The organism is Hyphomicrobium sp. LHD-15 (genome assembly GCF_031157355.1).
Taxonomy (GTDB): Bacteria; Pseudomonadota; Alphaproteobacteria; order Rhizobiales; family Hyphomicrobiaceae; genus Hyphomicrobium_C.
Map to the genome: position 1 here is coordinate 490245 of NZ_JAVIFT010000001.1, position 12306 is coordinate 502550.

Genomic DNA, 12306 nt, shown 5'->3' on the forward strand with positions numbered 1-12306 from the left:
TTCCGCGCGCCAAAAAACAAAAGGAGCGCCGAGAGCGCTCCTTATCGTTCCGTCTTATACGATCAGGCCAAGCCTAGAAATTGTGCTTGACCGTGCCGCGGATCGTCAGATCCTCGGCCGGCTGATCAGCAGGCTCCGGCACCTGCTTGGCGCTGTCGTTCGCGCCGTAAAGCAGCTCCAGGCCGAAATCCATCTTGGGAAGCACGCCGAGCTTGCCGAGGCCGGGAATGCGAACTTCCGTGCCTGCGCTCTCGCCGCCCTCGATCTTGGGGGTCGCGAAGTTCAGATCTTTGGTCTCAGAGGGGGCAGCCTGTGTTTCAGCGGGCGCAGCCGTGACCGGCGCACCACCCTGTTCCTGAAAGGCAAGGGTCGAGGTGCTGGCAAGCGCCAACGCCAGTCCGATCCCGATATACCTAGCCAGCCTCATGGAATTCCCCGCAGTGCCACTCTCTTCGGATTCGAAGATGGATCTTCATACCGCCAGTGACAAGAATGTTCGAGCGTCGTTAAGCCAGGGTGAACGTTTCCCGTAAGGAGTGTTGTTGCGGCGCCATGTGGCTAGCAGGTCACAGCCCCTTGGTTTCGCGGGGGAGCGCGGCATTATCTCATTAAAGGCCTGAGCTTGCCTCATTTTCGCCTCCTCGCCTTCGGGTCACGGCGTACGTTGCACTGCACACCCGAGCGGCACATTTTTTCCACACGTCCTGCACAGGCACGGGCGCGCGAACAGTAAAAAGGAGCCACCTTGCGGTGGCTCCTTTCCGTGTGGCCGTGCGAGTTGCACCGGTCCGGGGATCAGAACTGGATGCGAGCACCCGTCATCAGCATGTCCCAATCGGCGAGATCGATCGACGTGTTGGCTGTGTTGACGTAATCGCCCTCGGCGTGGCGGTAGATCACGTAAACATCCATCGCGGCGTTCTCGATGTTCTGGACAACGCCGGCGGCCCAGAAATCCAGGTCCGAGCTGTTGCCGGCCTTGCTGACGCCGACGTCGTCGTGGCGGTATTCGCCGAAGACGGTGGTCTTGCCGAGCGGGAAGAACTTCCGCTCGAGACCGGCCTGGACGAACCAGGTCGTGGAGCTGTCATCCAGGCCCGCATCCGCAGCCTTGAGGTCGAGCGTCTGCTCGCCGTAACCGCCGTAGACATAGAGGCCGGTCGGCGCGTGCATGATGGTGCCGGCGGCACCCCACCACTGGCAATCGCCATTGCCGCGATCTGCGCAATTGCCCTTGTTGGCTTTGGGATCGGTGCTCTCGCCGTAGCCGATCTTGCCGACGAGCTTGAAGTCGCCGACGTCGCCCTTGTAGGTCAGAGCCAGATCCCACATGTCGTCCTCGCCCCAGGCCGCCGTGGCCGTGAAGTTGGCGAAGGTCGGGGTGTCATAGCGCACCACGTTGCGGCGGCCGCTCTGGCCGGGGGTGGCGTTGTTGAAGCCGCCCATGATGTCGGTCCACTTGGTGGTTCCGACGTAGTTGCCGGTGGCGTTGTTGACGATATGGAAGCCGCCGAGCGCAACCGCGGCCGCTTCGGCGTCCGAATAGTTGCGGGTGGCGGCGCCATTGGCGTCATCGAGGAGATGGTAAGTCGCGGTGCCTTCCTGGCCGACCGTAACCTTGCCAAGGTCCTTGCTCTTGATGAACCAGTTGGCCTTGCGGACTGCGACAGAGTTCGCCTTGTCGGCAGCGCCCGAAGGCGATTTCTCGTCGAAGGACTTGGAGTCGCCTCCGAGAATGCCAAGCTCCAACGTGTAGCCGGCAGACCAGCCTTCCGAGATCTTGGCCTCGCCTGCGAACTTGATGCGCGATTGCTCAAGGGCGTTGGTGCCAACGTAAGTGTTGCTTTCTCTGCCGTCGTCCCAGAAGAACACGGCTTCGTTGACCCAGCCCGAAATCGTCAGGCTAACCTTGCGGTTGCCTTTGCGGGCCGTGGTGGATTCCAGCTCTGCGATCCGCTCTTCCAGATCCGCGCAGCAGTTGCCGCCAAGATCCGCGGCCTGCGCAGACGATGCCCCCCAAACGAGACAGCTTGCGGCTGCCGCAAGCACGCTGCCCGTCACCTGTTTCATGCTCATCGTAAATCCCCAACCTAAGTAAAACCAACCTACCTAGGGTGCTCTACGTGAGTAAGATGAGACTTTTGTTACAAACAGTTCGATTCACCGTCACACTTCCGGATATCCCCCTCAGTAGTTGCCAGTGCGCCACATGGCGGCGAGGTGCCGCCCGGCATAATCAAGCAAAAACAAGGAAGGGGCGCCAAGTGGCGCCCCTTCTCGTTTAGCTCGTCTGCGTGCGCAGATTAGAACTTGATGATCGCGCCGGTCATGAACATGTCGACGTCCTGGAATTCCAGGTGATCGCCGGCCACGGTGTCAGCCTCTGCTTCGACGTGGCGGTACATGGCGTAGAAGTTCATCGCGGCAGCGTCCACGCCCTGCATCACGCCGAGCGAGTAGATATCGAGCTCCGACCCAGCAAGGCGGCCGATGCCGGTGTAGCTGCGGTCGGTCTCGCCGCCCTGGTTGTTGTAGTACTGGCCGAAGATCGTGGTCTTGCCGAGCGGGAGCCACTTGCGCTGGATACCAGCTTCAACTGCCCAGAACTCGTGACGATCGTCAGCGCCAGCGCCGAAACGCTTCTTGATCAGCTCGTCCTCAAGGAAACCGGCAGCGAAGTTGGTGTAGAGACCGGTGGCCTCGTGCATGACGCTGATCGAGCCGCCGACCTGATGGCAGTCTGCGTCCTTGCCGGTGCCGGCAATGTTTGCGTTCGTGGTGCGGTTGGCGACGCATTCGAAGCCGACAGTGTTGCTGGGCGTGCCCGACGGAGAACCGCCGACCGGCTCGCTCGACTCGCCGTAGGCGATGCCAGCTGCGAGCTTAAGGCCAGCGAACTCACCCTTGTAGCGGAGGCCCATTTCCCAGGCGTCGTCCGCACCCCAGTTCACGGTGGCGGTGAAGCCAGCGATCTCGGGCGTATCGTAACGGACCATGTTGTAACGACGGCCTTCACCCGGCTGGTTGCCGCTGTCGCGGATCAGACGGCGAATGGTGATGTCGCCCGAGGTGACGGAGGTGCCGCCGCTCGAATAGGTGCCATTGGCGAGGCGCAGAGCCAAGCCGCCGCCAATGTCTTCGGCGTCCGAATACTTGGCGACATCGCCGGTGCCAGCGACGTTGATTTCAGTGATGCTTTCGGCAGCGCCGCCGGTCAGACCAACCCAGAAGCGGCCGAACGACTTGCTGTCGACGTACCAGGTCGAGTGACGGAGATCCAAGCCGGTTTCACCGGTCGGGTCGTCCTGATTGAAACGCTTGGAGTTGGCAGAGCGAACGCCGATCTCGAGCAGGTAGCCGGCCTTCCAGCCGTCGGCGATCTTGGCATCGCCCTTGAAACGGAAACGGGTGCGCGACGCGTCGTTGGTGTAGACGCCGACGTTCGACTCCTCGCCGTCATCCCAGAACAGGACCATCTCGTTGACCTGGCCGGAAACTTCCAGCTTCACCTTGCGGTTGCCCTTGCGAGCGGTGGTCGCCTCGAGTTCGGCGATGCGCTCTTCGAGATCCGCGCAGCAATTGCCGCCGAGATCAGCAGCTTGGGCCGAAGTGCCCCCAACCAGCAGAACGCCCGCCGCCGCCAGCAGCGACAGCGAACCCGCTGACAACTTAAAACCCCCAACCATGCCCAACTCCTCATCTATTCGCCGCACTCAACTTCCAAGTACGGACTTCCGAATTTTGACCCTCCCCACGCTGCGGACACGGACAAGTACCTGTTATCCACTTGCCCCAACCGCGGTGGATAACGGGGACATAAACTCAAAGTTTTCCAACGCGTAAGCGCAAAAGGCTTTGTGACAGTTTCACTACGAAGGCCCAGTACCGACCGGGCATCCGCCCGCATTTACACCTCGGTATTTCCGTGACAGTTTTGCGACGCGCTATCTCTCGGAACTTGAGCGACTTCGCTTGTCATCAATGGAAGGGGGTTGCAGATTTACGTTTCGGGAGCAGGTTTTTCGTCCGACGGGAGATGAAATGAGCCGGCGATTTACAGCGGCTGTCGTGGGCGGCGGACCCGCAGGTTTGGCGGCCGCGCTGGCCCTCGGCGCGACCGGCGCCCACGTCGTTCTCGCGGCTCCACCGCATCGCGCGGCGGGCCAGGCGCCCGACAACCGGACGGCGGCGCTTTTTGCCGGCTCGATCGAATTTCTGAAGAACCTCGGCGTCTGGGATCTGATCGCGCCGCACTCGGCGCCGATCACCGCGATCCGCATCATCGACGATACCGGGGCGCTGCTGCGCGCGCCGGAGGTGACCTTCACCGCCGCCGAGATCGGGCTCGACGTGTTCGGGTGGAACGTGCCGAACAACGCGCTCGTCGCCGGCCTCACGGCAGGCGCATCCAAGCCGGACAGCGGCGTCACCCTGCAATCGACGCGCGGCATCGCGCAGGTCGAGATCGGGAGCGATGCCGCCACGCTCACCAGTCAGGAGGGCGACCGCTTCGAGGCGCAGCTTGTCGCCGGGGCGGACGGACGGAACTCTCTCTGCCGGACTGCGGCCGGAATCGCGACGCGCACCTGGAGCTATCCGCAGGCCGCGATCGCAACCTCATTTCGGCATTCGCGTCCGCACGGGAGCGTCTCGACCGAGTTCCATCGGCCTGCCGGTCCGTTCACGACGGTGCCGCTGCCGGACCTTTCATCGAGCCTGGTATGGGTAGAACGGCCCGAGGAGGCCCAGCGCCTGGCCGCCCTGGATGAAGCCGCATTTCGGACTGCTGTCGAAATCCGTCTGCAAGGGCTGCTCGGCGCACTTGGAGAGATTGCCCCGCGCGCCGTTTTTCCGTTGTCCGGCCTCACGGCCGAACGCTTCGGCGGAAACCGCGTCGCACTCGTCGGAGAAGCGGGGCATGTGATCCCGCCAATCGGAGCGCAAGGCCTCAACCTCGGCATTCGCGACGCGGCGGCGCTCGCCGACTGCATGGCCGAAGCTCTCGCCGCAGGGCGCGACCCGGGCGGCAGCGCGGCGCTCGACGCCTACAGCGCCCGGCGCAGATCCGATGTCACCTCCCGTATCACCACCATCGACGTGCTCAACCGTTCGCTGATCTCGGATTTCGTTCCGGTTCATCTCGCGCGCGGGATGGGCCTCGTCGCGCTCAGGACGTTCGGACCGTTGCGTCGTCTCGCAATCCGCGAAGGGCTGCAGCCGTCTCAATCCCTGCCCAGCCTCCTGAAGCCGGATGGCGCGGCTCTGCTCGCCGAGAGATCGCAGCGGCCTCCTCGTCATTCTGCCGCTTGACGGCCCGCCCGACACTTGGCATCCCGATTCTCGCGAAAGCGTTTGCCCGCCTCTCTCTTCGTCTCAGCCGCTTTCCCGAAGCAATCTAGGACCTCGATGTCGTCATCCCGCATCAGCTTTGGCCGCGACCTGCAATTCCGGCTCGAATATGGATTGCTCCGTCTGATCGTCGGCTTGGTGCGGATCCTGCCCCTCGAGACGGCAACCGGTCTTTCTGCCAGGGCGTGGCGATTTCTCGCCCCGCGCGTCAATCCCAAGCGGCAGGCGCGTGCGCTCGCCAACCTCGCCATCGCGTTTCCCGAAAAGAGCGAAGCCGAGAGGCTCGCCATCTGCATGGCGCACTGGGAGAACCTTGGCCGCGTGATGGCCGAGACCATGCAGATCGACCGCCTGATCCAGGATCCCAGCCGCATTCGCATCGTGTCCGACAGACTGTTCGGGCGCTACAAGAACAAGCTCGGTCCCGCGATCGGCGTCTCGCTGCACATGGGCAATTGGGAGCTTTCGATCTGGCCGTTCGTCGAAGCGCGCGCGAACCCCGCCGCGGTCTATCGCTCGGTCAACAATCCGTACATCGACAGCTATCTGCGCTGGCAGCGCCGCGACCTCTATCCGGGTGGGCTGTTCGGGCGCGGCAAGGTCGAAGGCGAGCACGGAGACAACCAGAAGACTGCACGCATTCTTACCGATTTCGTTCGTACCGGCGGGCGGCTCGGGCTCGTCTGCGATCTCTACGATCGGACTGGTCTTCCGGTCCCGTTCTTCGGTCAAGACGCCAGGACGCAAGCCATCGGCGCGATGATCGCACGACGCGTGGGAAGCCGCATCTGGATGTCCTGCTGCAGGCGGGTCGGAACATCGTCGCGGTTCGAGATCGAGATCAAGGAATTGCGCGTGCCGCGAACCAAGAACATCAGCGACGACGTGCGCTGGATCATGGTCGAGATGCAGAAGCAGTTCGAGACGTGGGTGCGGGAAACGCCGGAACAGTGGATGTGGTCCAACCGGCGCTGGAGTTGAGAGATGTCCGCCGTGATCGAACACCTGCGCGTTCTGAAGCCTCATCCGGCGATCTATGCATTCTACGATGGGCGCGTTGCGGGCTCTCGCTTCGCGGAGCACGAGAACTGGGTCGATTCAGGCGCGCTTTCGCTCGGCATCGCGAGCTATGCGATCGTCAGCGGATCGGAAGCCCTCGTCTATGACACGCATGTGTCGCTCGCACACGCCGCCGCCATCCGCGATATTCTCGCCCGCGAGGCCGGCGTTTCCTCGTTCAAGGTGGTGCTCAGCCACTGGCATCTCGATCATATCGCCGGGAACGCGGCGTTCGAGGATTGCGAGATCATCGCGACCCAGCGCACCGCCGATCACATGAAGCGCCATCAAGCCGCTATCGAAGCGGGAACCTACGACGGCCCCCCGGCCATCTCGCCTCTCGTGCATCCGACGCGGACGTTTTCCGGCTCGCTTTCGCTCGATATCGGCGACATCAGGGTCGAACTCATCGAAGCTAACATTCATAGCGACGACGCGGCCGTGATTTGGTGGGCGAAAGAGCGCCTGCTGTTTGCCGGCGACACGATGGAGGATACGGTCACTTACGTCGTGGAGCCGGAGAACCTCGACATCCATCTCGCGGACCTCGACCGCCTCGACGCTCTGGCGCCTGCGCGCATCCTGCCGAACCATGGCGATCCCGACATCATCGCCGGCGGCGGCTACAGCCGGGGGCTGATCCGCGCGACGCAACAGTATGTTCGCACCCTCATTCGCTGCAGGACGGACGCGGGTTTGCGCGAAACGCCGCTTCGCGCGTTGATCCAGGGACCGCTCAACACCGGGTGGCTCACGTACTTCGAGCCATACGAAGCGGTGCATCGCGAAAACCTCGCCAAGATTGCGCCTTCCCGCTAAAGGCGGTGCGCGCCGGGCTGGCGCCCTTCCCGCGCGCAGGAATACTGGCAATCGGCAGCCGGAACAGTCGGCAACAGGGCTCGCGCCGCATCACAAGGCCGTGTCGAGCCCGCAATGCGGATTGCCGCGCTCCCCGGCTCAGCCTCTAATCCGCGCGGCATCGGATAAATCAAGCTCGACAGGCAGACCTCTTGCGACTGCGTCTTCCAATGATCTGCGCGATCGCATGGCTCTGCGTGCCGGGCGCTGCCGCAATGGCGGGGAACGCGAAGCCATCGTGCGTCGACGACGCGATGCTGGTGTTCGATGCGTCCGGCTCGATGGCGGCGACGGACTTCCCGGATGGCGCGCCTTCGCGCATGGACCGGGCGCGCGTCGCGCTGGCCAAGGTTCTCCCCGCGGCGGCTCGCGCGCGCCGGCTCGGATTGTTGGTCTACGGGCCGGGCCGCAACTTCGACACCTGCAAGAACGTGGACCTGCGCTTTCCACCACTTCCCAACGCCGGCGAACGGATCATGACGGAGGTCGAGCGCTTGCGGCCGCAAGGACGCACACCGCTGACGACGTCGGTCCGCCAGGCGGCAGCACTTCTCCAGAACGGCTCGCACCCGTCCGTCATCGTCGCGCTGACCGACGGCGAAGACACTTGCGGGGGCGATGCCTGCGCGCTGGCCCGGGAGCTCAAGTCCCGGCATCCCGCGATCACGGTTCATGTCATCGGCTATCGGCTGAAGCCAATGACGGGGCCGGCGCCGTCGTTCATCGAACGCTGCCTCGCGGACGAGACCGGCGGCATCTACGCGACGGCCGAGACGACGGAGCAGCTTGCCGATGCGCTTTCCGAGACGCTGGCGTGCCCGGCCGTTACGCTGCTTTCCCCCGAGCGCCTGCGCGCGAACGGAACGCAGATCTTGGCGCGTTAACGGTTCGTAAACCGTTTCCGGCAACAGTTCGTTAATTGTTGCCGGTACGTAGCCCCATGTCCAATTTCGACAGCCATTTGCCCACGCTCACCTCGTCGCTCAACGACGCCCAGAACGACACTGGGCGCGTTGCCTTTTGCGGCCCCTATGTGCTTTCGGCCATCACGGGTTATCCCATCAGCAAGGTCGAGATGGCGGTGAATGCGTACCGAAACCTGCCGCCGGATCTGCGTTTCCGCGTCAAGGGAACCTACGCCGACGAAGTCGAAGGGGCCCTCGCGGTCTACGGCTACGAGATGACGCTCAAAGAAACCTTCATGCATCTCGAACGCAAGAAGCGCCCCTCTGTGTGGACGTGGATGCAGAAGCCGCGCAACGCCTGGGCGCATTACATCCTGGCCATCCACAAGGGCAAGGAAGGGCACTGGATCCTGATCAAGGGCGTCAAGATGTGCGACACCTTCACCGAGGGGCGGTGGACGTTCGTTTGTGACGGCCCGCATCGTGGCGCGCGCATCATGGAAGTGTTCGAAGTTCGCAAGTCGCTGATGCTGTAATTTCTCTTCGGCGCGCGCGATATCTGCTGCCCATCTCGCGCCCGGCTCGACGGCTAAATTCGAGCTTCCTGTTCCCGACGGAACTGGGTTTCACCGCTGCGGCTGCCATATCTCGCCAACTTTGGGCAGAGCACGCTGCAGTCCGTCATGACACCGGAACTGGAGGCCATTGTCGACGAGGCATACCGCGTCTTCAGCGGCTATAGCGTGCGTCGCTCGCTCACGGTCTGCCACTGCACCTGCTGCATGTCGGTCGAAACCGAGCAAGACCTGCTTCGAACGCCGCTGCGCGAAATCTCCCATCAGCTTCTGGCGGAATACACGAATTCGGCGCACGACTGGGACGATGGGCCGGTGGCGCATCAGATGCGCTATTTCCTGCCGCGCTATTTCGAGCTGATCGGGCGCAACGAAGACCCCTTCGATATGGACATCGACATCTGCCTCAGGCGCCTCGCCGCGGCCGATTGGCGGAAGAAATGGCCAGCAGCCGAAGAGCGGATCATCGACCGCTTCTTCGACGAGCTGGTGGTGTCCAGCGCACACAAGCTCGGCCTCGTGCAATGGCCTGTCGGCTGGAGGCTCAAGTTCGACATGACGGACGTGCTGACGCTCATCGTCACGGCTCGCGGCGATCTCTTGCGCGCGCTGGCGGCCTGGGATCGAGCCGCGGATCCGGGCGCCGCAGTTCATATGGCTGCGCTCCGCGAGCGCGTGCTTCAGGAAGGCGGTCGCTGCTATCTGCACTCGGCCTATCTCGAGCGCGACTACGAGCCGGAAGCCTATGCCATCGGCGGGTTTCTGATGCGACCGGAGGTGGATCGTCGGATAGAAGCCGCGTTCTTCGAGGTCTCCGATGCGCGTCTTCAGCGCCTGCTTTCGGATGCTATGGTAGGATGAGCGATCAGGCCTTGCGGCCTCGAACAGGGAGCAAGACACGATGGGTGTTTCCAGAGCAAGCAGCGGCTCGGGCGCGTTCTGCGCAGCGCTGCTCGCGATTGTCAGTCTCTTTCCGGCGCCGGCGACTGCAGGCGGCAGCGATCCGCAGATCGTTCTCGATGAAATCTACGGGCAAGTTGCCGAGATGTGCGGCGGCGACGGACAGGGCGCGGCCTACGACATCGAGGCCATCGCCAAATCCTATTTCACGCCGGCGCTCGCCAAGAAGATCTCGAGCGGCCTCGCGTCCGGCGATCTCGATTACGACGTGCTCGTCGATGGAAACGACTGCAAGGTCACGGACCTCGATCTCACAATCGTCGGTGGCGGAAGCACGATGGCCATCGCGCGTGCGTCGTTCAAGAACCTCGGAGAGGATCGCGTGGTCGATCTTCAAATGGTGAAATCGGGTAGCGACTGGCAGGTGGCGGATATCGTCTACCGGCATCGCGCCTTCTCGCTCAAGAGCGCGTTCTAGAGAGGGCCGCTCTGCTCGATCACATCGCAGCGCTGCGATAGGCGCTCGGCGCCATGCCCGACCAGCGGCGGAAGGCACGCGTGAAATGCGCCGGATCAGCGTAGCCGAGCTTCAGTGCGATATCCGTGACAGACATCTGGTCTTCGGCGAGAAGTGTCTTCGCGTGCCGGAAAAGCGTTTCCTCGACGAGGCCGTTGAAGCTCGTTCCCAGACCGGAAAGCCGCCGCTGCAGAGTGCGACGCGTTGTTCCTAGTTTCGCGGCCACCCAATCGATGCGCGGAAAGCCTTCGTGGAGTGCGAGGTCGGTGACAGCGGCGATGGTTGCGAGCGTGTCGTCGCGGCGTGGAACCGCCGGCTCGCCGTTATGAGCCGAGGCTTCCGCGCGACCAGCAAACTCTGGCCAGTACCTGCCAGTGCTTAGCAGCGTTTCTTCGAATACGATCGACGACATGGCGTGGCCGTTCGAAACGTTGGTACCGAAAATCTCTTCCAGTGCCCGATGCGGCTCGCCTGCGGGCAACGCCGTCATCACGACGTCCGGTTTCCAGCGAGGCCCCGCGTAAACGCGGACGAGATCCATCATGTAGCCGATGCCGAGCAGCTCGTTGTGATGGCGGCCATCGGTTTCGGGCTCGACGAACTCGATCGACCAACACATCTTGCCGTCGCGGCGCTGCTGATAGAGGTTGGTTGAGGTTTGCAGCATGACGGCCAGACCGGCATGGGCCCGCCGCATCGCCTCGGCGAGCGTGTCCGCCACGCAGACCCAAGCCCCGTAAGCACTGAGATCTGGGCTTTTGACGACCTGGCCGAGGCGCGCTCCGAAATAGGCGTCTCCCGTCTCGCGAGCCGCCCGCTCCAGGAGGCGGAATTGTTCGCGCAGCGGCACGATGATTTCGGGCTGCTCAAGAAGCGCGAAGGGCAAGTCCACATCCCTTAGGACGCGCGAGATGGAACCGCCTTGCCGGTCCATGAAGTCGGCGATGGGACCGAGCGAGCTTGCTCTCGTGAAACCTGGCAGGCGGGTGGCCATTGTTTCCCAACCGGGCGCGCGCGACTGGCGCAAAATGGCAAGCGCGTCCCTAGGGAACAAGTCACGTTGGCGTTACGGCACCGGAGGAGCACGCCCCTTGCGGGTCGGCCGAATATAATCAAGGCGGCAAACAAGCGAGGAAAGGCTGGGACATGAGCACGCTTCCCTTCGATACCCGCAACATCAAATGGAACACGATCGAGGGTTTCGACCACGTCGCCTATCACATCTGCGCGGTGGACGAAGCCAAGCGCATCGTCGACATCCTGTTCAAGTTCGACGCGAACGCAAAGATCGCGCTGCACCGGCACAAAGCGGATTACATCACGCTGGTGCTGCAGGGCGAGCTGCGGATCTATCGCGCCAACGGAGACTTGAAAGAGATCCGGCCCGTCGGCAGCTACGTGTCCGGTAAGGCGGATGGCGAGCCGCATACCGAAGGCGGCGGCGACCAGGACGTGATCGCACTGTTCAGCAACCGGAATGTCGACAACCTCGTCTATGAGATTTTGGACGCCGACCTCAACACGGTCGCGACGTTCGGCATCGCCGAGTTCAAGGCGCTGTTCGAAGCGCAGGGCCAGCCGGTGGCGACGGCGGCCTGAGCTGCCGGGCTTCTCCTGCACCTCCACATCGAAACAGAAACGGCCCCGACGCGTTGCATCGGGGCCGTCGAATTTCTCTGCTTTTGGAGAGCGAAACCGCGATTTACGCGTTGGCCTCGGCGGCCTTCTGCTCTTCGTGGCGGGCCTTGTCCTCGGCGCCCTTGACCGACTCGTCGCGGTCGACCAGCTCGATGACGGCGCGCGGCGCGCTATCGCCGTAACGGAAGCCAGCCTTCAGAACGCGCGAATATCCGCCAGCGCGATCCTTGTAGCGGGGTCCGAGTACGTCGAAGAGCTTCTTGACCTGGTCCTCGTCGCGCAGACGGGCTGCAGCGAGACGGCGGGAATTGAGATCACCGCGCTTTGCCAGCGTGATGTACTTGTCGATCACGCGCTTCAGGTCCTTTGCCTTGGGCAGCGTGGTGACGATCTGCTCGTGCTTGATGAGGGCGGCAGCCAGGTTCGAGAACATCGCCTGACGGTGCGCACTCTGACGGCCGAAACGGCGGCCCAGTTTTTTGTGTCGCATAGATTCTCTTTCTCT

At 63.0% G+C, this 12306-nt stretch carries 13 protein-coding genes; 8 read left to right on the forward strand and 5 right to left on the reverse strand.

The genetic code is table 11. The features are described from left to right. Window positions 1–73: 73 nt before the first annotated feature. The 3 genes from RCO24_RS02245 to RCO24_RS02255 all read right to left on the reverse strand — a co-directional run bounded on the left by RCO24_RS02245 (window position 74) and on the right by RCO24_RS02255 (window position 3686). Complete coding sequence (locus RCO24_RS02245) at window positions 74–427, reverse strand: hypothetical protein (protein ID WP_308959763.1); 354 nt, start codon at window positions 425–427, stop codon at window positions 74–76. Window positions 428–795: 368 nt separating this feature from the next. After that, window positions 796–2076 (reverse strand): porin, encoded by a 1281-nt coding sequence (locus RCO24_RS02250; RefSeq protein WP_308959764.1) that lies wholly within the window; start codon window positions 2074–2076, stop codon window positions 796–798. A 227-nt stretch (window positions 2077–2303) separates the two neighbouring features. Further along, on the reverse strand, window positions 2304–3686 hold the full coding sequence (locus RCO24_RS02255; protein WP_308959765.1) for a porin: 1383 nt from the start codon (window positions 3684–3686) through the stop codon (window positions 2304–2306). A 355-nt stretch (window positions 3687–4041) separates the two neighbouring features. Here RCO24_RS02255 and RCO24_RS02260 point away from each other — a divergent pair, with 355 nt between their 5' ends. The 7 genes from RCO24_RS02260 to RCO24_RS02290 all read left to right on the forward strand — a co-directional run bounded on the left by RCO24_RS02260 (window position 4042) and on the right by RCO24_RS02290 (window position 10124). Continuing rightward, a complete protein-coding gene (locus RCO24_RS02260; RefSeq protein ID WP_308959767.1) occupies window positions 4042–5310 on the forward strand; it encodes a UbiH/UbiF family hydroxylase in 1269 nt (422 codons plus the stop codon). A gap of 96 nt (window positions 5311–5406) precedes the next feature. After that, window positions 5407–6330 (forward strand): lipid A biosynthesis acyltransferase, encoded by a 924-nt coding sequence (locus RCO24_RS02265; protein ID WP_308959768.1) that lies wholly within the window; start codon window positions 5407–5409, stop codon window positions 6328–6330. 3 nt (window positions 6331–6333) lie between these two features. Beyond that, the gene (locus tag RCO24_RS02270; RefSeq protein ID WP_308959769.1) at window positions 6334–7227 is read left to right on the forward strand and encodes an MBL fold metallo-hydrolase; all 894 of its coding nucleotides are present in this window, start codon (window positions 6334–6336) and stop codon (window positions 7225–7227) included. A 254-nt stretch (window positions 7228–7481) separates the two neighbouring features. Next, window positions 7482–8150 (forward strand): VWA domain-containing protein, encoded by a 669-nt coding sequence (locus RCO24_RS02275; protein ID WP_308959771.1) that lies wholly within the window; start codon window positions 7482–7484, stop codon window positions 8148–8150. 56 nt (window positions 8151–8206) lie between these two features. Beyond that, on the forward strand, window positions 8207–8707 hold the full coding sequence (locus RCO24_RS02280) for a hypothetical protein (RefSeq protein WP_308959772.1): 501 nt from the start codon (window positions 8207–8209) through the stop codon (window positions 8705–8707). A gap of 147 nt (window positions 8708–8854) precedes the next feature. Continuing rightward, window positions 8855–9607, forward strand: coding sequence for a hypothetical protein (locus RCO24_RS02285; RefSeq protein WP_308959773.1), 753 nt, complete (start codon window positions 8855–8857; stop codon window positions 9605–9607). 40 nt (window positions 9608–9647) lie between these two features. Further along, the gene (locus RCO24_RS02290; protein ID WP_308959774.1) at window positions 9648–10124 is read left to right on the forward strand and encodes a hypothetical protein; all 477 of its coding nucleotides are present in this window, start codon (window positions 9648–9650) and stop codon (window positions 10122–10124) included. 19 nt (window positions 10125–10143) lie between these two features. Here RCO24_RS02290 and RCO24_RS02295 read toward each other — a convergent pair whose 3' ends face one another. Beyond that, window positions 10144–11157, reverse strand: coding sequence for an AraC family transcriptional regulator ligand-binding domain-containing protein (locus RCO24_RS02295; protein WP_308959775.1), 1014 nt, complete (start codon window positions 11155–11157; stop codon window positions 10144–10146). A 152-nt stretch (window positions 11158–11309) separates the two neighbouring features. On the opposite strand from RCO24_RS02295, the gene RCO24_RS02300 reads away from it, so the two are divergent. Further along, window positions 11310–11762, forward strand: a complete 453-nt coding sequence (locus RCO24_RS02300) for a regulator (RefSeq protein ID WP_308959777.1) — start codon at window positions 11310–11312, stop codon at window positions 11760–11762. Window positions 11763–11865: 103 nt separating this feature from the next. On the opposite strand, the gene rplQ is transcribed toward RCO24_RS02300, so the two are convergent. Further along, complete coding sequence (gene rplQ / locus RCO24_RS02305) at window positions 11866–12291, reverse strand: 50S ribosomal protein L17 (protein WP_308959779.1); 426 nt, start codon at window positions 12289–12291, stop codon at window positions 11866–11868. Window positions 12292–12306 lie beyond the last annotated feature (15 nt).